The organism is Enterococcus sp. AZ177, assembly GCF_050544585.1.
Classification (GTDB): Bacteria; Bacillota; Bacilli; order Lactobacillales; family Enterococcaceae; genus Enterococcus_L; species Enterococcus_L plantarum.
The window spans coordinates 2547944-2568764 of sequence record NZ_CP172944.1 but is presented as its reverse complement, the minus strand read 5'-3'; the positions used below and the strand labels follow the sequence as shown (position 1 = coordinate 2568764).

Here is a 20821-nt window from a genome sequence, read left to right as displayed (position 1 = left end):
TGCAAGCAAAAAAGAAAGCTTAGAGCTAAAACCTCAAGCTCGGCTCCAACCTTTCTTCTTATTTATTCTTTAATAACTAACCCTAATCCTGCAGCAATCGTAATCGCTTGTTCTTGCGTAACCTTTAATCCTCGAAGTAGCTCTTGAGAGAAGGCAATCTTTTCAAAAGTACTTTTGGTAAGGTCAAGACCGGCCAATTTCGTATGGAACCAATTACTTCCAGTCAGTGAACAGTTATCTAAAAGGAGATTACTCCAAGTCACCTCAACAAATTCAGTATCCTTTAGACTTGTTTGATGAAATTGAACCACTTTTTGATTTGTCGCACTAAAAGAAACATAATCAGCTAAGCAATCTTCAAAAAAACAATCCCGTAAATAACTCTCAGCAAAATTTGTTCCCGTTAACTTACACTGACGGAAATGAACTTGATGAAAACTAGCTCCGATCCATTCCGTATTAGAAAGATCACAATGATCAAAAATCACATTACTACAGTCAAAACGTTCAAGGTGATTTCGATTCATCGTTATTTTATCAAAACGGCATTCTCTAAAAACTAAATTACGCACATCCTGATAACTAAGGTCTTGGTCTTTTAATACTAAGCCTTCAATAACGAGCTCATCATCTAAAGAAATAAAATCAGTCTCAGTCAGCTGAGGCAAAAGAGGTGCAACAGGCTTTTTGATTTTCATAAATATAACCTCCAAATTTTTTATGATAAAGTGGGCCACATTATTCTGTTTCTTTATCTAAATTTTCATCTAATTGATACGCACGATTATAAAATTTTAAACAAGTCGTTAATACAAATGCACCCAAAAGACCTAAGAGACTACCTAAAACAATCCCGATTAAGCGATAATTCAGCAGACTCACCAAATATTGATGGCGAGCTAAATTTGCTAATAGTAAAGACATTGGCGTTGTAAAAAAGTTTGCGATCGCGTAATTTCGTCTAATAAAAAATTCTACCGTTAAAAAGAAAAAGCAAATTAGAAAAATGGTTTCTAATGAAGTAAATGAAATACTCAATAAAAGTGCTGCAATCAATAAACCAATCATTGTACCAAAAATTCTTTGAACATTACGATGCATGACAGCTCGTAAATTATCACCTTGTAAAACAGCAGCACATGAAACAACCATCCAATACGCATTAGTTAAATGCAGGGACTGGCTGATATAGGTCGCTAAAAATAAAATAGCGGCATAATGTAGAGCATCTAAAAGTGCTGCAGGGTCGGTGTAAAGACGTTCTTGTAATGAGATGGTCTTCTCTGGCTCCACCGTTTCTCCTTCAACAAAATACAAGAGAACAGCCACAACAAGAGAGGTCAAAACACCTAATAAAACATAACTCATCATGGTCGGAACTTTTTCCAAAGGAATCTTTGTCCCACTGCCCATTGCGGTTACCATGACAATAAAAAAAGCCCCCGGCTTAGCAATTCGGTATAATCTAAAAATGATTCGAGCCAAAAATGCCATCAAAGCAATAACGATTGGGATAATCCAAGGAATATGAGTACTAAGAACGCCTACTAGATTTCCAAAAAGTAAAAATGCGCCAATGGAACTCAAACGAATGAGTAGATTTTTCAAAGGTAGTGTTTGATAATAAAGAAAAGTAAAAATCCCCAGTGAGCCAAAACTACCGATTAGTAAATTATTTGAAAAATAACCGATGAATAAAGGCACTGCCATACAAATACCTGCACCAATCAAGCGAAAAGGTGCTTTTTGAGGTTTGTGAAATGTAGTTAGTTCTTTGAAGAAAGATGAATGGTGCATCTAATCACTCCTTACTATTTATTGTGAACTATTGAAACTAATTTTTTAAACAATACTATATGAACCAAAAAGTATTTGCTTCTACTATGGTATGTTTCTTCCTATACTAATCTAACATACTTTTTTGTAAGAAGACAATCGCTTTTTAAGCTTGTTTCTAAGAAATTACTTCTAATGATGATATAATTTAATGATGTGAGTATTAAGAAAAAATAAGATTATTCTTGATTTTTTAATTTAAAAATTGTAAACTATACCTCAACACAATAAATAATTATTAAATTCTGATTTTTCAGAAAATATTTAGGGTCATTTAGGGAGGAAAAAAGAATGAAGTTAAAGAAGTCATTTGCTTTTGGATTCATCACTTTATTTAGTTTAACATTAGCAGCATGTGGTAACGGCGGAGCAAAAACAGACGATTCAGGCAGCTCAAAAGCAGCCGACGGTAAACCAAGCGGAGAGCAAATTTTCCGTGTCAATGTTTTACAAGAAATGCCAAGTGCCGATTTATCATTAGCGACAGACGTTATCAGCTTTACTGCACTAAACAATGTATACGAAGGTATATATCGTTTGAATTTAGATAATAAACCAGAACCTGCCGGAGCTAGTGAAGAAGCAGAGGTCAGTGAGGATGGTACTACTTATAAAATCAAACTAAATGAAAAAGCGAAATGGTCAGACGGAAAACCCGTAAAAGCAGAAGACTATGTCTATGGGTGGCAACGTACGGTTGATCCAGCGACAGCTTCAGAGTATGCTTACCTTTACGAATCTGTAAAAAATGGTGCAGATATTGCAGCAGGTAAAAAAGACAAAGCTGAATTAGGAATCAAAGCGACAGGTGATTATGAATTAGAAATCACCTTAGAAAAAGCAACTCCTTATTTTGATTATCTATTAGCCTTCCCGTCATTCTTCCCGCAAAGAAAAGATATCGTGGAAAAATATGGTAAAGACTATGCTTCAAATAGTGATAACTCAGTCTATAATGGTCCGTTTGTATTAGATGGTTTTGATGGAGCAGGAACAGATACTGAATGGTCATATAAGAAAAATAAAGAATATTGGGATGTAGATTCTGTAAAATTAGACGAAGTAAAAACGAATGTTGTGAAAGAAGCACCAACTTCATACAACTTATTCCAAGACGGACAAGCAGATGATGTAACCTTGACTGGTGAATTAGCACAACAAGCTGCCAATGATCCAGCTCTTGTGATCCAAAAAGAAGCATCGACTCAATATATGGAATTAAATCAAATCGACGAAAATTCACCTTATAGAAATGAAAACTTAAGAAAAGCGATTTCTTATTCAATCGATCGTAAATCTCTCGTTGAACAAATCTTAGGTGATGGTTCAGTAGAACCTAAAGGCTTAGTTCCAGCAGATATGTCTAAGTCTCCAGATGGAAAAGAAGACTTCACTGATGCAGCGGAAGATAAAATTGCTTATGATAAAGAAAAAGCAAAAGAACATTGGGAAAAAGCGAAGAAAGAATTGGGTATCAAAACATTAGATATCGACATCTTATCTTCTGATGCAGATTCTTCTAAGAAAACAGTCGAATATATCCAAGGTGCAATTCAAGATAGCTTAGAAGGGACGAAAGTAACGGTAAGCCCTGTACCATTTGCCGTTCGTTTAGACCGTTCTAACAAAGGTGACTTTAAAGCCGTTATCGGTGGCTGGGGAGCTGACTATGTAGATCCAAGTAGTTTCTTAGATTTATTCCAAACGGGCGTTCCTTATAACCGTGGCCACTATAGCAATGCTGACTACGATAAAGCAGTCAAAGCAGCGGCAACAACCAATGCTAATGATCCTGAAAAACGTTGGGAGAACTTAGTAGATGCAGAGAAAATAATCATGGGCGACATGGGTGTGATTCCTCTTTACCAAAAAGCTGAAGCTCACTTACGTGCTGAAAAAGTGAAAGATGTTGGTTTCCATCCAGCAGGTGCGCAATACGATTACAAATGGACATACATTTCAGAATAATCTGAACTAGTTTTTAATAGTAAAAGTGACCGATACAGAAGCAAACAACTCCAACGAACCGAATGGTTTCAGGGAATAAAAAGAAATTCACGAAAATTGGGTTTCCAATTTTCGTGAATTTCAACTTATTTCTAAAGGAGCTGCTTCTGTTTCGCCATTTATTCAGATTTTGAGCAAGTTAGCAAAAATCAGAGAATTTTATATTTCTCTCTCTTGCTATCTTTGCTTATAAAAAGTAAAATAATAAAGAAACAACAGCGACAATCAGTAAAATACCCCCAGTTTCAAGCCAGTAAAGCTGATGTGCTTTACCGATTTTTGAAAATGGAATGAATTCTTTCGGCTCATTTTTCTTTCTAAAACGAAAATGCATTTTCATAAAACGTTGGAAATTATCAAAAAATCCTGAGGACATGATCCATAAGGCTAACCCGATAATCAGAAAGAATAACGAAACGATGAAAAAGGTATCTGATACAGAAAGGATAGTCAGTGACTGTTTTATCAATAGGTAAGTAAAAATACCGATGCTTGAGACCGCTGAGGTAATCAAGGGCCATTTTAAATTTTTCATGTGCTCATCCTTACTTAATTTTCTATCCTTACTTTATCGAAAAAAGCTGATGAAGTCAAAATAATCTCGGAGGTGTCATTCTTGAACAGTTTTGGAAAATATTTTCTTAAACGGGTCTTTTTTATGATCATCACATTGTGGCTGATCGCAACGATTACTTTTTTCTTGATGCAATTATTACCAGGTACTCCTTATACCAACCAAGAAAAACTTAGTCCAGAAACAATTGCTATGTTGAATAAGCAATCCGGTTTAGATAAACCTGTGATTGTTCAATATGGAATTTACTTAAAAAATCTTTTAGTTGGTGACTTTGGTATTTCATTCCAATTCAAAAACCAACCAGTAGCAAAACTTTTAGCAGGTCGTATTGGACCGTCAGTACAATTAGGTGCACAAGCAATCGTTTTTGGTACACTAGTTGGTATTTTATTAGGGATCATTGCGGCAATGCGCCAAAATACATGGGTTGATACATTGGCTACTTTAATGGCTATCTTAGGTCGTTCGATTCCGAACTTCGTCTTTGCCGTATTGTTACAATATATCTTTGCTATGAAATTAAAAGTGTTACCAATCGCAATGTGGAACGGTTTTGCTTATACGATTTTGCCGACAATAGCTTTAGCTATGAGTCCGATGGCCGATTCCGCCAGGTTTATACGAACGGAAATGGTTGAAGTTTTACATAGTGACTATGTAGAGTTAGCGCGTGCTAAAGGCTTGAGCCGTTGGCAAGTTGCCGTTAGGCACGGACTTAGAAACAGTTTGATCCCATTGATTACATTGTTAGGACCATTAGCAGTTGGTTTGATGACAGGATCATTAGTTGTAGAAAATATTTTTGCCATCCCGGGTATTGGGGAGCAATTCGTAAAATCAATCATGACCAATGACTATCCAACGATTATGGCCGTAACGATTTTATATTCTGCATTATTAGTATTTGTAATCTTGATTGTTGATTTACTTTATGGATTGATTGATCCAAGAATTCGTGTTTCAGGAGGTGCCAAAGGTTAATGGAAATAGTTGACTTGAACAATGTCCCAGATAAAATTAAAGAAATACCGACAGATGAATTCCAACCTTTGGATACATCAACAACAAAGGAACGTGAACGAATCGCAACGCCGTCACTAAGTTTTTTACAAGATTCTTGGCGTCGTTTGAAAAAGAATAAAGCGGCTGTAATTTCCTTGATCCTTTTGGGAATCATCATCTTTATCTCAATTATCACTATCTGGGTTTCGCCTCATGACCCAACACAACAAAATGTAGCATATATCAATTTACCACCACGTATTCCGTTTTTAGATAGTATTAATGGATTTAACGGTACAGCAAATGTTGCGGGTAAAATGGTAGATAAGTATGCACAAGCAAATGTTCCTGATAACGTGAATTTCTATCTTGGAACAGATGGCCTAGGTCGTGATGTATTGAGTCGTTTATTTATGGGAACTCGTATCTCATTGTTGATCGCGTTTATCGCGGCATTACTTGATATTACGATCGGTGTAACATATGGTTTGATTTCAGGTTTATTAGGTGGACGTGTCGATACAGTGATGCAACGTATCTTAGAAGTTCTTTCTGGAATTCCTAACCTTGTTGTGATGATTTTGATGCTGACTGTTTTTGATCCAGGTATTTTATCAATCGTGTTAGCGATGGTGATTACCAACTGGATTTCAATGGCCAGAATCGTCCGGGCTCAGACCTTGAAATTAAAAGATCAAGAATTTGTTTTAGCTGCCCAAACGTTAGGCGAATCTCGTTTAAAGATTGCTATTAAACATATTTTACCGAATATCTCAAGCGTGATCATCGTTCAAATGATGTTCAGTATCCCGTCGGCCATTTTCTTCGAAGCGTTTCTAAGTTTCATCGGTTTAGGATTAAGACCGCCGACCGCTTCACTTGGAACATTATTAAATGAAGGATATAAAACGTTCCGTTTCCTTCCATATTTGATGTGGATTCCTGCCGTAACTTTGTCAGTCGTAATGATTTGCTTCAACTTGTTAGCTGACGGACTACGTGATGCCTTCGATCCTAAGATGAAAGAGTAGAGTGAATGACTATGGAAAAAGTATTAGAAGTAAAAGACTTACAGATTTCTTTTGATACGTTTGCTGGAAAAGTAAATGCTATTCGTGGTGTGAGCTTTGAGCTGTTCAAAGGAGAAACTCTTGCAATCGTAGGAGAATCTGGTAGTGGGAAATCAGTAACTACTAGAAGTATCATGCGATTGTTGAGCAGCAATGCAAATATCGACAATGGAGAAATTCTGTTTAAAGGTGAAGATATCGTACACAAGACGGAAAAACAAATGCAAACCATTCGTGGGAAAGAAATTGCTATGATTTTCCAAGATCCAATGACATCATTGGACCCAACAATGCCGATCGGCAAACAAGTAGCTGAATCGTTGATCAAACACAATAAAGTATCGAAAAAAGAAGGTCTGGATCAAGCATTAGAATTACTAAAATTAGTAGGGATTCCAAACGCTGAAAAACGTTTGAAAAATTATCCGCACCAATTTTCAGGTGGGCAACGCCAACGTATCGTGATCGCGATTGCGTTGATCTGTTACCCAGAAGTTCTAATTGCTGATGAGCCAACAACAGCTTTGGACGTTACGATTCAAGCGCAAATTTTAGAATTATTAAAAGATCTACAGCAAAAAATCAGCACATCAATCATCTTTATCACACATGATTTAGGTGTTGTAGCGAACGTTGCGGATCGTGTAGCAGTTATGTATGGCGGACGTTTAGTAGAAGTGGGAACGTCAGAAGAAATCTTCTATAATCCACAACATCCATACACATGGGGACTACTTGGCTCAATGCCAACAATGGAAGGAACCGAAGATAAGTTATATGCAATTCCTGGTTCACCTCCAGATCTGTTAGATCCACCAAAAGGAGATGCTTTCTATCCGCGTAACGAGTTTGCGATGAAAATCGATGCAGAAGAAGCACCACCCTATTTTGAAGTATCACCAACTCATAAAGCTGCAACGTGGTTATTAGCACCGCAAGCACCAAAAATCACCCCTCCAGCTGAAATTGTAAGACGTTGGGCGATTTATGCTGAACGCCATAATACGACTGCAGGAGGCGTTAAATAATGAGTGAAAAAAGAAAAGTACTTTTAGATGTTAAAGGACTAAAACAATATTTTAACGTTGGACGCCCTGACGAAGTTAGAGCTGTTGACGATATCAGTTTCCATATCTACGAAGGTGAGACGTTCGGTTTAGTTGGAGAATCTGGTAGTGGTAAATCAACAACTGGTCGTAGTGTGATTCGTTTATACGATCCAACGGATGGCGAAATCGTTTTTAACGGTGACGATATCAGTAAAATTCGTTCGAAGACAGCGATGCAAGCATTTCGTCGTGAAGTTCAAATGATCTTCCAAGATCCGTATGCTTCATTGAACCCAAGAATGAAAGTTAACGATATTATTGCTGAGGGAATCGACATCAACCATTTAGCTAAAGATACAGCTGAACGTGAAGCAAAAGTCAACGAGTTGTTAAAAGTCGTTGGGCTTGACCCGAGTCATGGCACACGTTATCCACATGAATTTTCAGGTGGTCAGCGTCAACGTATCGGGATTGCTAGAGCGTTGGCTGTTGATCCACGCTTTATCATTTGTGATGAGCCAATTTCTGCGTTGGATGTGTCGATCCAAGCACAAGTTGTCAATTTATTACAAGACTTACAAAAAGATGCTGGGTTGACGTATTTGTTTATTGCCCATGATTTATCAATGGTAAAACATATCAGTGACCGTATCGGTGTTATGCATAGTGGTAAATTATTGGAAATGGGTTCTAGTGATGATGTATATAACTTTGGTGTACATCCGTATACTGAAAGTTTACTGTCAGCTATTCCACTACCAGACCCAGATTATGAACGTACACGTAAACGTATTGTGTACAAACCACTACCAGAAGATAACAAAGAACGTAAACTAAGAGAAATCACACCAGAGCATTATGTTTATTGCTCTGAAGATGAAGTCGAAGTGTATCGTAAAAAAATTGAAGAGAAAAAAGCTAAGGCAAATCACGAATAATCGTATTGAACAAGAAAGACTAGCTAAGAAAAGAATTCTTTTTCTTAGCTAGAATTTTTAAACCTAAGATGAATGAATCATTTTTCTTTGTGACACAATCATTTTAAAGTAGCTTTAGGGGCTGGCTTCTCGAAAAAAATAACCTAAGAGTGAGACGAAAAGTGTCACAATCTTAGCTTCCTATTTTTCAGTCGAAGGTGAACAAGCTCATTCAGCTTTTATTGGTAGGGTGGTATTCTAATGAAGGTATTAAAGGCGTATAAATATAGACTTTACCCTACGTTACTACAAGAAGAATTCATCAAAAAAACATTTTCTTGTGTTCGACTTGTGCATAATCTTTTATTACAGGAAAGAATTCAGCTTTATAAGGAGTTGAAGAAAAATCCTGATTTGAAAGTAAAGTTACCCACTCCTGCTCATTATAAAAAAGAGCATCCTTGTTTAAGGGAAGTGGATAGTTTAGCATTATCAAATGCGCAGGTTTACTTGGATCGAGCATTTAAAAAATTTCATAGAGAAAAATCAGTGGGATTTCCTAAGCTAAAACAAAAGAAGAACGCTGTCAGATCTTACACAACGAACAATCAAAATGGAACGATTAAAATTATTGACGAAAAATATTTGAAAGTGCCTAAATTGAAGTCGTTGATTAAAATGAGAATGCATCGTCCAGTAATAGGGAAAATAAAATCAGCAACAATTTCTTTGACCCCTAGCAATAAGTATTTTGTTTCTATTCTTTGTGAAGAGGAGATTCCTAGAATTGATAAGACGTATTCAGCAATCGGGATAACATTAGGAGCTTCGGAATTTGCTGTATTATCTAATGGTAGACGTATCGATAATGATAAATTTACGAAAGAATTTGAACAGCGGATCACTAGAGAAGAAAGAAAACTAAAACGGCGAAAAGAAATTGCTAAATTAAAAGGAACAGAATTATCTCGGCAAAAAAATTATCAAAAGCAAAAGCTAAAAGTAGCGAAAATGCGAGAAAAGTTAACGAATCAACGAATCGATTTTCTGAACAAAATCACAACAGAAATTGTTAAGAAATATGATTTGATCTGTATTGAAGACATTCAGCAAGCAGATTTTTTCAGAAATTCTAAATTACAACGTGGATTTTCAGATGTTTCGTGGGCGTTATTTGTCTCAAAACTCGAATATAAAGCAACATGGTATAATAAAAGGATGATCAAAGTTTCAGCATGCGGGAAATGTTCGGAACATTCAGATAATAATCCGGTGAGTCAGATATTTATGCAAGATATCGATGAGAAAACAGGACGGCATGATCCTGAGACGGCTGCTAGTATTCAAGTGTTGATGCAAGGATTAAAGGAAATAATGACTTATTAAAAAAGTAAAAAACTGTAGGGACTACAGGGCTAGCCTAGGGTATATAAGATAGATATAACGTTTAGTCGATTATTTATCTTTTTCTAGGAAATTTCTAACTTCATAGAAATAGTTCACTAATTATAAGTGTATGGAAAATAAAAACTCGAACTTTATTCTCTTTGTTTTGACAAGTATTTGTTTGAACAAAATAGAATAAAGTTTTTTTACGCTATGGGCTAAAAAGTATAGTACAATATTAAGTAAGAAAAGATATGAAAAAGAGGGAAGTTATGAACCACTACAAAGCACTTGTTTTTTTTGATTTAGATGGAACATTACTGGATGCTGATTCTAAAATATCTAAAGAAAATCACCAAGCTATCTTAGTATTAAAGAAAAACGATATCTTGGCTTTGATTGCAAGCGGTCGTTCTCCAAAGGAAATCAACCAAATCACAAAAGGAACACCAATTGATTCTTTTGTAAGCTTAAACGGACAGTATAATGTTGTTGAAAATAAGGTTGTCTCCAAACATGTAATACCTTTGAAGCTGATTAAAGAATTAATGCGATTTTCTGAATCATTCGGTCATTCCTTGGCCTGTTATACAGAAACTGAATATGCTACACGTTATTTGACTGAAAGTATGGAAAAATTATATCAATTAGATCATGCACCATTACCACAGATTGCACCAGACTTTTATAAGGAACATGAAATCTATATGCTTTATCTTTTTTCAGAGGAAGTCGCCAAAGATGTATTATATCAAGAAAAATTCTCCGATATATTCACCTTTTTCAGAGATAGTCCTTATTCCTTGGCGGTCGTGTTAAAAGGGCAGTCAAAAAAAGCTGGTATCAAAGAAGTGATCAAAACATTGGATTTAGACGGTGTCCCAACCTATGCATTTGGGGATGGAAATAATGATATAGGGATGTTTGAAGCCGTGGATACGGCCATTGCGATGGATAATGCTTCGGCACATGTAAAAAGTCACGCTGATTACATTACCAAGTCTCATATAAAGGATGGTATTCGTTTGGGATTAAAACAGTTTAAATTATTAGACTGAAAGGAAGTAAAATAATGACAGTGAAAATGATTGCAGTAGACATGGATGGAACGTTTTTGAATAGTCAACAAGAGTACGACCGAGAAAAATTTAGTCAATTATATCAAAGAATGAAACAACAAAAGGTTCGTTTTGTGATAGCTAGTGGCAATCAATACTATCAACTAAAATCATTTTTTCCAGAAGTAGAGAACGAATTGGCGTTTGTAGCTGAAAATGGCGCATATGTTATTAGTGAGGGTGCAGAACTATTCACGGGTGAAATCGATCCAGAGCTAGTTCATGACGTGCTGACTATTTTAGCGGCGTTCACAGAAGGGCATACGATTCTTTGTGGAAAAAACAGCGCTTATGTTGCTGAAAATGAACCTGAGTCCTTTATTGAACATGGTCGGAAATACTATCATCGCTTAAAAAAAGTGCCTAATCTATTTGAGGTAAAAGAGGACACTTTGTTTAAATTCGCTTTGAGTTTTCCTGTAGAACAAGTATCAGAAGTTCTTGAACAGTTACATGATACATTAGGAGAGAAAGTGATTCCTATTTCTAGCGGGCATGGTGATGTCGATTTGATCATTCCGGGCATCCATAAAGCACATGGGTTGATGAAGCTACAAGAAGTTTGGGGCATAAAAAATCACGAAGTTGCTGCTTTTGGCGATAGCGGTAATGATCTGGAAATGTTGAAGCATGCCGGATTTAGCTATGCGATGAGTAATGGACAACCAAAAGTCAAAGCTGTCGCTAAAGAAATCATTTTATCCAATGACGAAAATGGTGTATTGACTAAAATAGAAGAATTACTTGGAAATTAGAGTGCAAAAGATTAAGACAGAAGTCTACTTTTCGATCCTCAAAGGTTTCTGTCTTAATTAGAAAAAAGCATTGACAAGGTTTTGAAAATATCGTATACTGTTAGAGTTGAGAAATGAAAGCAGAAGCACCCGCTTCTCGCCTTAGCTGACAGTGTCACTGGGCTGGATATAGGATTGTTTATATCAATCGATATAAATCCGAAAATCGCGGGATCTGTATACAGAGCCTGTTTTTTATTGTATTTTTTAGAATAACAGACTCTTGGAAAAAGAGTTTCAGTATTGATTTTCTCTTAATAAACTTGGAGGTGAATGACCATAGCAAAGGATATGATGGTGAACGACGGCATTCGTGCACGCGAGTTACGTTTGATCGGACAAGATGGCGAACAATTAGGGGTAAAAACAAAAGTGGAAGCATTACAAATTGCTGAAACAGCTAATCTAGATTTAGTTCTAGTAGCACCTACTGCAAAACCGCCTGTTGCGCGAATTATGGATTACGGTAAATTCCGTTTCGAAACGCAAAAGAAAGAGCGTGAAGCTCGTAAGAAACAAAAAGTGATCAACGTAAAAGAAGTTCGTTTAAGTCCAACAATTGACGTAAATGACTTCAATACAAAACTTCGTAATGCACGTAAATTCTTAGAAAAAGGCGACAAAGTAAAAGCGTCGATCCGTTTCAAAGGCCGTGCCATTACCCACAAAGAAATTGGTCAGAAAGTTCTTGATCGCTTAGCGGAAGAAACTGCAGACATTGCTACAGTGGAACAAAAAGCGAAAATGGACGGACGCAGCATGTTCCTAACGCTGGCACCGAAGAATGAAAATTAAGCTAATAAGCTGATAACTAGTTAATCAAATTTTTTTAGGATGCTAGTTCAACTTTTTCAACTAATTTAGTTGAACTGTATGCGAAATGAAAATGTAGGAGGAAAATTAGTCATGCCAAAACAAAAAACACACCGCGGATCAGCAAAACGTTTCAAACGTACTGGTAACGGCGGGTTAAAAAGATTCCGTGCGTTTACAAGTCACCGTTTCCACGGTAAAACAAAAAAACAACGTCGTCAATTGCGTAAAGCAGGAATGGTTTCATCAGGCGATTTCAAACGTATTCGTCAACAATTAGCAAGAATGAAGTAAAAAAAGCGTAGGGGACTCAATCAGGCATCGAGTAAATTAGGAAATTTTTTTAAAGATGCTTTTTATCTTTTAAAAGAATTTATCTATTTATCGAGAGGCCTAGTCCACGAAGCTAGATTAGTGAAAAAGCTTGCTGAATTTGGGAAAGTTGAAATAATTCATGCAACAACTTAGCAATTAAAATAACTCATAGAGATAACAGATATTTAGGAGGAATTAACCATGGCACGTGTTAAAGGTGGCGTAGTAAGCCGTAAACGTCGTAAAAAGATCCTTAAGTTAGCGAAAGGCTATTACGGATCAAAACATACTTTATTTAGAACAGCAAAAGAACAAGTAATGAAATCTTATAGTTATGCATACAGAGATCGTCGTCAAAAGAAACGTGATTTCCGTAAATTATGGATCGCTCGTATCAATGCAGCGGCTCGTATGAATGGCTTGAGCTATTCTAAATTAATGCACGGTTTGAAATTGGCAGAGATTGATATCAACCGCAAAATGTTAGCTGAATTAGCAGTGAATGATGCAGCAGCATTTACAGCATTAGCTGAACAAGCTAAAGGTGCTTTAGCTAAATAATGACTGAATAAAAGTGTTCCTTTCGTATGAAAGGGGCATTTTTTTTAATAGAAAGTTATGATTTATTATTTTGATCATTTTTTACATTTTTATTCTACTAAATGCTATAATTATTTTGATTAATCCAAAAATAATAAATAGAAAGCAGGTTTTTAAGTGAAAAAGAAGATGTTTGTGGTAGTTGTTCTTATTTTGGGTGTTTTATTTTCATTTGGGGTGAAAACAGAAGCAGCCTCAATCAATGATCTAAGATTTGGTTCGCATGTTCAAGATTATGGTGATACTGGTTTTAGTAGAGATAAACGTTTGAGAACAATAAGTGAGATGGGGCCATATGGAACAGGAAGTGGTTCTACTCGAGAATCTAAAAGAATGGAAGCGATGTTCATTCGAGGAACAAGTGACATCATGATCAATACACATATTGAAAATATTGGTTGGTTATCTGAAAAATTGACTGCAAAAGAGAAGAGTGCAGGTATTTCTAAACGTACTATCAAAGGCCGTAATACAACGATTTACTACCAAACAGGCCGTGGTGGGACTGCAGGAGGTGCATTGCGAGTAGAAGCAGTAGAGTTTACCTTGAAAGGTAGCATGGCGCAACAATACGATATGTATTATTGTGTTCACGCACAAGATTATGGTTGGTTAGGTTGGTCAAGAGCTAAAATAAAAACGGAAGACAGTAAATCAACAGCACATAAAGCAGGGACAGCGGGTGTTGCAAAGCGCCTTGAAGCCTACAAAGTCGTACTTGTACCAAAAGGCTCACCAGCTCCACGAAACTTTAGTGGACAGAAGAACTATCAATATGTAGCAAAAGACTCATTAGGTCGAGTTTATGCTTATAAAGACGGTAAGCGAGTCGCTAAATAACTGAATTAACTATTACATCCAAGCTCGTTTTACTCTGTAACTGTAGTCTGGTAAGATAAAAGTGGTATAAAGAAGATTTTTATAAAAGGAGAGTAATGCGATGGTGTATGTAAAAAATTTTTTTATTTTAGTTGGTTTATTTCTAGTAAGTCAAATTAGTATGATGGCATTTGGTATAGCCAAAGAATTTTCTCAAGGAATGGGAGAGACAAATTTGTCTTTGGTTGCATCGATTATGCTGATAATTATAGTTATTGGCAATATCTGGGTGTTGATATTTTTAGGAAAGAAACTGGGTTTTTTTAACTTGAAATTGGATTTTTTCACTAAGAGAAATGTTGGAATTATTTTAGGTGGTTTTATTTTAGCTCGAGTAATCGCTATTGGAGGAACCTTTTTATTAAATACTCAGGGAACAGAATCAACAGCAAATGATGCAGCGATTCAGACAATGTTTTCAGGAGAAAATCCTTTATTGATTATATTATTGATTGGAATCTCAGCACCTATTATGGAAGAAATTGTTTTTAGAGGTGGAATTATTGGGTTTTGGTTAGGGAAATTTCCAATACTTGGTATTGCAGTGAGTTCTATTTTGTTCGGTTTAATGCATGGCCCTACGAATTTGATTAGTTTTTTATTGTACGGTTTGGTAGGTTTAATTCTTTCTGTGGCTTATTACAAAACACAACGTTTAGAGATCAGTATATCTATCCACTTTTTAAATAACATACTTGCCGCAATCGCGATGGCTTTTGGGTTGATTTAGTATAACAGAATAAATAAAAAAGGGTTCGGGACAAAAGTAAACATCATTTTGATGTGCACCCTAAATGCGAATAAACGGTGGGAACAGAAGCAATCCCTTCTTATTTCTCGGGATTAAACGCTTCTGTCTAAGCCTCTTTTTTAGAGTGTGAGACAAGATAGTAAAAGAATCATGATCAAACTATTGCAACTATAGTTTCATTTTTCATCTAGACTTTTTACTATGATTTTTGCGGAAAAAGAGGCTAAGTAACTGATATGCGTGCGTTTATTCCAGATTTAGATTTTTACATCATCGAGAAAAAATGTTATATTATTCTTATAATCAAATAGTTGTAGGAATCTTTAAAGAGAGTGATGCAACTGCATTATATTGTTTAACCTTATAGGCTAGCGCGTTTCGGGAAAAAGATAAAATTTGACAAAGTACTACATTCTGATTTTACTACTTTTCAGTCGGAGCAAGTCTGGCTTGGTACGCTTTTAAATTTAGGAGGAAAAAAATGAAAGAGGAACAGAGATTTGGAATCATGAAGAAATATGTCAATTGGGTATTGGATGTTGTTCTAGGAGTACTTGCCCTACTTATTTTGATTTTCATGATTCGTCAATTGATTGATATTGGAACATTTATCAACAAACCTATGACACCTAAAAACTTATCGATCGTGATGCAAGAAGTTGTGGCATTTTTCATGTTATTTGAGTTTATTATGATGGTGATCCGCTATATTCAAGAAGGACATCATATTCCGATCAGATATTTGATTTTAATTTGTATTACGGCCATTTTAAGACAGTTAATGGTATTACATGGCGATGCAGTTCAAACTTTATTATTATCTGTATCGATTTTGTCACTCGTTATTGTATTGTTTGTACTTAATTTAAGTGGCAATAAATCCTATGTTGGGTTTAAGCCTCATGCAAATGAGAGTCAAAAAACAGAGAACTAAAAGTAGAAAAGGTCACTCAACATTTCATTGAGTGACCTTTTCTACTTTTAAATTAAATTCTTAATAAAGAAATCAAGACGATAGCCAAAAACACTTGAATAACACCAACTGATAATCCATAAATCAAGAATCGTTTCCCTTCTTTGAAGAATTTTTGGAAATCCAAACGCAAACCTATAGCGGCTAGAGCAGTGATTTCAAACCAACCGCTAAAGAAATTAGCTGTTGCACTAAATTGTGTGGGTAAATGAACTAAACTATTGAATATACAAAATAAAACAAATCCTACAACGTACCACGGTAAAGCAGATTTTTTTTGCTTAGGCGTTGTTTCTATTGTGGCAGAAGACTCAGATTTTTGTTGTTTAAATCTACCGAACCAGTAAACAACGACTACTAGCATCATAATACGCATGATTTTAAAGAGCATAGCAAGCTCTACAACTTGTCCATTGACCATGCTGGCACTTGCTACAACCTGACCTACAGACTGTAAGATACCACCAATCAAGGCGCTTTTAGTTAAAATATCACTACCATAAATAAGCGAGCCAATAATTGGTAACAGCAACATCAAGATTGTTCCTAGCAAATTGACCAATGTAATGATCTGGCCTTTTTCTTCTTCTTTTGCATGAATAGCAGGGGCAATCGAAGCAATTGCAGATGAGCCACAGACCGCATTTCCACCAGCCATCAATAAGGACATATTATCTGAAAACTGCATCTTTTTACCAAGTAGATAAGAAGCAACAATCGTTATACTCATTTGTAAAAGAACAAAAAGAGCGCCAGAAATACCTATTTGAGAAATAGTTTGAAAAGTAACAGTTGCACCTAATAACACAACTGAAAATTCTAATAGCTTACCTTCTGCTATTTTTGTTCCTTTTTCCAAAACAGGCTGTTTCAAAAAAGTATTTCCTAGCAAAATCCCTAATAAAATTGCAATCGTCGCAGCACCTAAAGTTGGCAACCAAATTGCTGCAATTTTACTAATAACTGCCACAACAAAAGCTGTAACTAGTCCAGGGAAAATGGCGATACTTTTTGTTAAATAAGAATCTTTTTTATTGTTATTTTCCACTAAATCATTCATCTTCTTTCTTTGTCTATCTATAAATCCAGTATAACGAAAAAAATTGCATTTGAGAAATAAATAGTTAAAATGATATCTATAATAAAAACGAATGGAAAGGGTCTCTATGTTTAAATTACTGAAAACGTTTCGTGCTGTGTATGAAACAAAAAATTTTTCAAAAGCAGCAGAACGGCTATTTATTTCTCAACCAGCTGTTTCTAACCAGATTAAACAGTTAGAAGAAGAATTGGACATTCAGCTATTTGATCGAAATGGACGGCAAGAAATTAGTACCACAAAACAAGCGGATATTTTGTACCATCATTTGCTTAATTTATCAGATGACTGGGAAGATACGCTACAAGCGTTAGGCACACAAGCGACTCCTAGAGAAACGTGTAAGATCGTTGCTTCGAATACCTTTGCGGTTTATTATTTGCCAGAATTGATGGCACAGTTGATACCAGAATTCCCCCATGTCTCATTTGTTTTAGAAATGGAAAATTCAGAAGAAGTATTAGATAAAATCGAGAAGCACCAAGCTCATTTTGGCTTCATAGAGAAGCCGTTAATAACTGGAACAATCATCCGTGAAGAGATTTTAGCTGATGAATTGGTTCACGCGGGTGATCCTTCTGAAGCATTATGGTTGGTTCGAGAAGAAAATTCCGGTGTTTTTCATTATACTGAACGCTATTTTTTAGAACATAATATAACGCCTCAAACAATGATCGTGAAAAATAATGAAATGATTGTCAGATGTTTAGAGAGAGGAGTCGGACAATCGATTCTCTCAAAAAGAGCGTTAACGGAAAAGATAAAGTGGCATTCTTTAAGCCAAGAGTATCAGAGAAGTTTCTATTTTATAAAAGGTCAACATATCGAATCTATTCAGTTGCGTGAAATCGACTTGTTTATTACTAGCTATTATCGAAAAAAGTAAAGGACAAAAATAGTAAAATAGTTAGATAATTACTAAAATATTATTATTTATGCGAATAAAATAAACGTTTTAATGGAAAAAAGAAGGTTCCTTGTGCTATCTTAAGGAGAAGTTATTCAATGGTGAAAATGAACGAATGAAGCATTTTCTAGGCTAAGATTATTGAAATGCTTATAAGATAGGAGGAAATAAGGTGGATTCATTTTTATGGAACATTCAATTAAAGGAATATGTTGCAAAAGTAGATCAAACAATCGATATCGATCAAGAATTTATCAATTATTATCATAGTTTAGCGACAGAAGCAAATCAACTAGTTGAGACAATAAATGCTGCAACATTGGCTGCGACATTACCAAAATTGATGGCTATAGATGAGAAATGTACATTGGTCATTTTTTATATCTTTAACGGATATGCATTGGAAAATGATACAGCGCTTGATACAATCCAGTTAATTGAACAAGAATATAAGAAAACACATAGAGAAAAATATATTTTTGATATGCCCGAATACGAAACATGGTCTATTTCCCAAAGAATTATTTAATAGATAGATGTATTTTTACATAGGATCTTGAAAAAGAGGAATAAGTGAACTATTGGGGTCTGTTATGAAAACAGCACGACTATGAAACGATTGTAGTTGTGCTTTTTTTCTGTTGTTCCTTGTTTTAAATCTTTATTTTCAGTAATACCGCATGATACAATAAAATAGTCACTATAGAAGTATTACTCAAAGGAACTTTTGAAGAAAGTAGAGGAAAAATTGTGATGAAATCCATGGATTATCTATCAAGTATTGTCCAAGAAATCAGTGATATTCCTTTAAAAGATTTCAAAATGGAAGAACAAAATAAAGAATATGAAGGGGCGACATTCGTCCTAGGAAATCAATCATTTCGAAGTAGAATGGCAAAATTGACGCCCAAAAAGCAGGGATACTTTGTCGTATTTTGGGAAAAAGACGAAGCAAATAAAAATAAATCGTATGATTTTGTTTCTGCACCCGATAAATTGATCATCACAATAGTTGATCAAGATAAACGAGGACAATTTGTATTTCCAAAAGAGATGTTAGCAGAGAAAAGGATCTTGAGGAACGGAGAACACAAAGGCAAGATGGCATTACGCGTCTATCCTGATTGGGTAACAGGATTGAGCAAAACAGCCACGAGGACGCAACGATGGCAAAGTCCATTCTTTATTGATCTAACGACCACGCACGACTTGAAACGGCTGAAAAAGTTATATTTAGATTAGAGCCTGAGAAATGAGAAGGGAGCAAACGTTTGATTACAATCAATGTATTTTTGCAAGTAAAACCAGAAAAAAGAACGGATTATTTAGCTTTTATAGCTGAACTCGTCAAGGCATCACAACAAGATGAAGGATTTTACAACCATTTTGAAAAGGTGGATCACCCAAATCAATTTATTATTGTAGAAAATTGGCAAGATACGTCTGCAGTAGAAAAACACAATGAAACACCGCATTTGAAAAAATTCTTAAAAGAAGCAGCATTTTATTTAGAAAAAGAAGCGATAATAAAAGTGAGTCAATCAGGATAGCTAAAATAAAAAAACTGAAAATAAGCAATAACGCTTATTTTCAGCTCTAATAGTCATCAATAAAGAAAATACAAACAATGATATTCATATAAAAGGAAGTATTGAAAAAGGTTACGTTAGTTTTTAATCATTGTTTTTTCTTAAAGAATACTTGGGAGTAGTAATTTGACTATTATTTTTAAGAATCGTTGTTTACTCTTTAAATCATCCAGGAGAATGGGTAAAGGCTGGTTGGGATCAGCGTTCAATTTTAGTCAATGGTTGGTTGACTATTAAATATTATGATCTAAAAAGTAAACAAACGGTTCTTTTAGATAGAAACGAATACACAAAAAAATGGCGTCGGACACATATCCAACGCCATTGTAAGCTCGATAAATAAGCATAAACATCTCCATAGCAGAAAAAACTAGCATAAACCTCTAGAAATTTCTGTCAAAATTGAGTAAAATGGAAGATGTCAATGTATAAATATTGGCTTAAGCAACTTGATTGGTCAGGTGTTCACTGACTATTCAGGGCTTCATGATTTAGTTGGTAGCTAAATTGTGAAGTGCTTTTTTTTATCCTATTCGTTTCTATCTAAGTTCCATTTTATAGGAAAACCCTTTTAGGGTCAATAAAGGGTTTGAAAAAAATTACATGAGTAACCAAATTATTGCTTTTTATGGTGTAAAATATCTCTTTCACTAAGTGTATTCTAATAACCTAAGTTCATTTTACGCTAAATAGACAATATAAATGAATTACATTTAACCGATTCAAAATAATGAATGTATAAATTTTAAGGCTCTATCGAGAGTTTGAAGAATCATTGATTGCTTGATTCGGATTAGCAGGATACTTTAACGCATTTTTTTTCATTTTTTCACGGATAATTTGTGGTACATCTAATTCTAAATCAGAAGCCAACATGAGTGAGTAAATAAGCACATCAGCTAATTCTTCTTGGATATTTTCGAAAGTTGCCGCAACAGCTTCTTCGCTAGAACACCATTGGAAGTTCTCTAACAACTCAGATGCTTCTAAGGAAATGGAAATCGCCAAGCTTTTTGGTGTGTTATAAGGGCGCCAATTCCGTTCATCTCGAAATGCATTAATTTCTGTAATTAAATCGTTCATGTGTATTCTCCTAACATCTTTATTTCTCGTTTATTCTACCATAGAAATAATTTTTG

The 20821-nt window shown here is 35.3% G+C and carries 23 protein-coding genes; 18 read left to right on the top strand and 5 right to left on the bottom strand.

All coding sequences use genetic code 11. The annotated features are described in order from the left end of the window. Positions 1-62: 62 nt before the first annotated feature. Both IGJ34_RS12690 and IGJ34_RS12685 read right to left on the bottom strand, forming a co-directional pair. Complete coding sequence (locus tag IGJ34_RS12690) at positions 63-698, bottom strand: pentapeptide repeat-containing protein (RefSeq protein ID WP_069653823.1); 636 nt, start codon at positions 696-698, stop codon at positions 63-65. A 40-nt stretch (positions 699-738) separates the two neighbouring features. Further along, a complete protein-coding gene (locus IGJ34_RS12685) occupies positions 739-1797 on the bottom strand; it encodes an FUSC family protein (protein ID WP_069653822.1) in 1059 nt (352 codons plus the stop codon). A 330-nt stretch (positions 1798-2127) separates the two neighbouring features. Here IGJ34_RS12685 and IGJ34_RS12680 point away from each other — a divergent pair, with 330 nt between their 5' ends. Further along, positions 2128-3804: a peptide ABC transporter substrate-binding protein gene (locus IGJ34_RS12680; RefSeq protein ID WP_069653821.1), complete on the top strand. Its 1677-nt coding sequence runs from the start codon at positions 2128-2130 to the stop codon at positions 3802-3804. A gap of 226 nt (positions 3805-4030) precedes the next feature. Here the strand turns inward: IGJ34_RS12680 and IGJ34_RS12675 are convergent, their stop codons facing one another. Beyond that, positions 4031-4378: a DUF3899 domain-containing protein gene (locus IGJ34_RS12675; protein ID WP_430597591.1), complete on the bottom strand. Its 348-nt coding sequence runs from the start codon at positions 4376-4378 to the stop codon at positions 4031-4033. A gap of 81 nt (positions 4379-4459) precedes the next feature. Here IGJ34_RS12675 and opp1B point away from each other — a divergent pair, with 81 nt between their 5' ends. The 13 genes from opp1B (at position 4460) to psiE (ending at position 16048) form a co-directional block, all read left to right on the top strand. Continuing rightward, positions 4460-5401 (top strand): oligopeptide ABC transporter permease Opp1B, encoded by a 942-nt coding sequence (gene opp1B / locus IGJ34_RS12670; RefSeq protein ID WP_069646331.1) that lies wholly within the window; start codon positions 4460-4462, stop codon positions 5399-5401. Next, positions 5401-6453, top strand: coding sequence for an oligopeptide ABC transporter permease (gene opp3C / locus IGJ34_RS12665; protein ID WP_069653819.1), 1053 nt, complete (start codon positions 5401-5403; stop codon positions 6451-6453). Before opp1B ends, opp3C begins: the two co-directional genes overlap by 1 nt. Before the next feature lie 5 nt (positions 6454-6458). After that, positions 6459-7520, top strand: coding sequence for an oligopeptide ABC transporter ATP-binding protein Opp1D (opp1D, locus tag IGJ34_RS12660; protein ID WP_010771135.1), 1062 nt, complete (start codon positions 6459-6461; stop codon positions 7518-7520). After that, positions 7520-8479 carry an ABC transporter ATP-binding protein gene (locus tag IGJ34_RS12655; protein WP_111248556.1) on the top strand — a complete coding sequence of 320 codons (960 nt, stop codon included), beginning with the start codon at positions 7520-7522 and terminating at the stop codon, positions 8477-8479. Before opp1D ends, IGJ34_RS12655 begins: the two co-directional genes overlap by 1 nt. Before the next feature lie 240 nt (positions 8480-8719). Beyond that, entirely contained in the window at positions 8720-9844 is a 1125-nt protein-coding gene (locus IGJ34_RS12650) for an RNA-guided endonuclease TnpB family protein (RefSeq protein ID WP_111248557.1), read from the top strand. A 272-nt stretch (positions 9845-10116) separates the two neighbouring features. Further along, entirely contained in the window at positions 10117-10902 is a 786-nt protein-coding gene (locus IGJ34_RS12645; protein ID WP_430597590.1) for a Cof-type HAD-IIB family hydrolase, read from the top strand. Positions 10903-10916: 14 nt separating this feature from the next. After that, positions 10917-11717 (top strand): Cof-type HAD-IIB family hydrolase, encoded by an 801-nt coding sequence (locus IGJ34_RS12640; RefSeq protein ID WP_069653815.1) that lies wholly within the window; start codon positions 10917-10919, stop codon positions 11715-11717. 312 nt (positions 11718-12029) lie between these two features. Then, positions 12030-12551, top strand: coding sequence for a translation initiation factor IF-3 (gene infC / locus IGJ34_RS12635; RefSeq protein WP_010763961.1), 522 nt, complete (start codon positions 12030-12032; stop codon positions 12549-12551). A gap of 111 nt (positions 12552-12662) precedes the next feature. Beyond that, positions 12663-12863 (top strand): 50S ribosomal protein L35, encoded by a 201-nt coding sequence (gene rpmI / locus IGJ34_RS12630; protein ID WP_010762697.1) that lies wholly within the window; start codon positions 12663-12665, stop codon positions 12861-12863. Between the two features lie 222 nt (positions 12864-13085). Beyond that, a complete protein-coding gene (rplT, locus tag IGJ34_RS12625; protein WP_069653814.1) occupies positions 13086-13445 on the top strand; it encodes a 50S ribosomal protein L20 in 360 nt (119 codons plus the stop codon). Positions 13446-13601: 156 nt separating this feature from the next. Continuing rightward, positions 13602-14324 carry a hypothetical protein gene (locus IGJ34_RS12620; protein ID WP_069653813.1) on the top strand — a complete coding sequence of 241 codons (723 nt, stop codon included), beginning with the start codon at positions 13602-13604 and terminating at the stop codon, positions 14322-14324. A gap of 100 nt (positions 14325-14424) precedes the next feature. Next, the gene (locus IGJ34_RS12615) at positions 14425-15093 is read left to right on the top strand and encodes a CPBP family intramembrane glutamic endopeptidase (RefSeq protein ID WP_206837869.1); all 669 of its coding nucleotides are present in this window, start codon (positions 14425-14427) and stop codon (positions 15091-15093) included. Between the two features lie 502 nt (positions 15094-15595). Then, positions 15596-16048 carry a phosphate-starvation-inducible protein PsiE gene (psiE, locus tag IGJ34_RS12610; RefSeq protein ID WP_069653811.1) on the top strand — a complete coding sequence of 151 codons (453 nt, stop codon included), beginning with the start codon at positions 15596-15598 and terminating at the stop codon, positions 16046-16048. Between the two features lie 52 nt (positions 16049-16100). Here the strand turns inward: psiE and IGJ34_RS12605 are convergent, their stop codons facing one another. After that, entirely contained in the window at positions 16101-17147 is a 1047-nt protein-coding gene (locus IGJ34_RS12605) for a YeiH family protein (protein ID WP_430597589.1), read from the bottom strand. A gap of 106 nt (positions 17148-17253) precedes the next feature. On the opposite strand from IGJ34_RS12605, the gene IGJ34_RS12600 reads away from it, so the two are divergent. From IGJ34_RS12600 to IGJ34_RS12585, 4 genes are all read left to right on the top strand, one after another. Then, positions 17254-18072, top strand: coding sequence for a LysR family transcriptional regulator (locus IGJ34_RS12600; RefSeq protein WP_069654394.1), 819 nt, complete (start codon positions 17254-17256; stop codon positions 18070-18072). Positions 18073-18265: 193 nt separating this feature from the next. Then, positions 18266-18622: a DUF7006 family protein gene (locus tag IGJ34_RS12595; RefSeq protein ID WP_069654395.1), complete on the top strand. Its 357-nt coding sequence runs from the start codon at positions 18266-18268 to the stop codon at positions 18620-18622. A 224-nt stretch (positions 18623-18846) separates the two neighbouring features. After that, a complete protein-coding gene (locus IGJ34_RS12590; protein WP_069654396.1) occupies positions 18847-19335 on the top strand; it encodes a MepB family protein in 489 nt (162 codons plus the stop codon). Positions 19336-19364: 29 nt separating this feature from the next. After that, positions 19365-19643, top strand: a complete 279-nt coding sequence (locus IGJ34_RS12585) for a putative quinol monooxygenase (protein ID WP_430597588.1) — start codon at positions 19365-19367, stop codon at positions 19641-19643. A gap of 792 nt (positions 19644-20435) precedes the next feature. Here IGJ34_RS12585 and IGJ34_RS12580 read toward each other — a convergent pair. Further along, positions 20436-20765 carry a nucleotide pyrophosphohydrolase gene (locus IGJ34_RS12580; protein WP_069654398.1) on the bottom strand — a complete coding sequence of 110 codons (330 nt, stop codon included), beginning with the start codon at positions 20763-20765 and terminating at the stop codon, positions 20436-20438. Between the last annotated feature and the right edge of the window lie 56 nt (positions 20766-20821).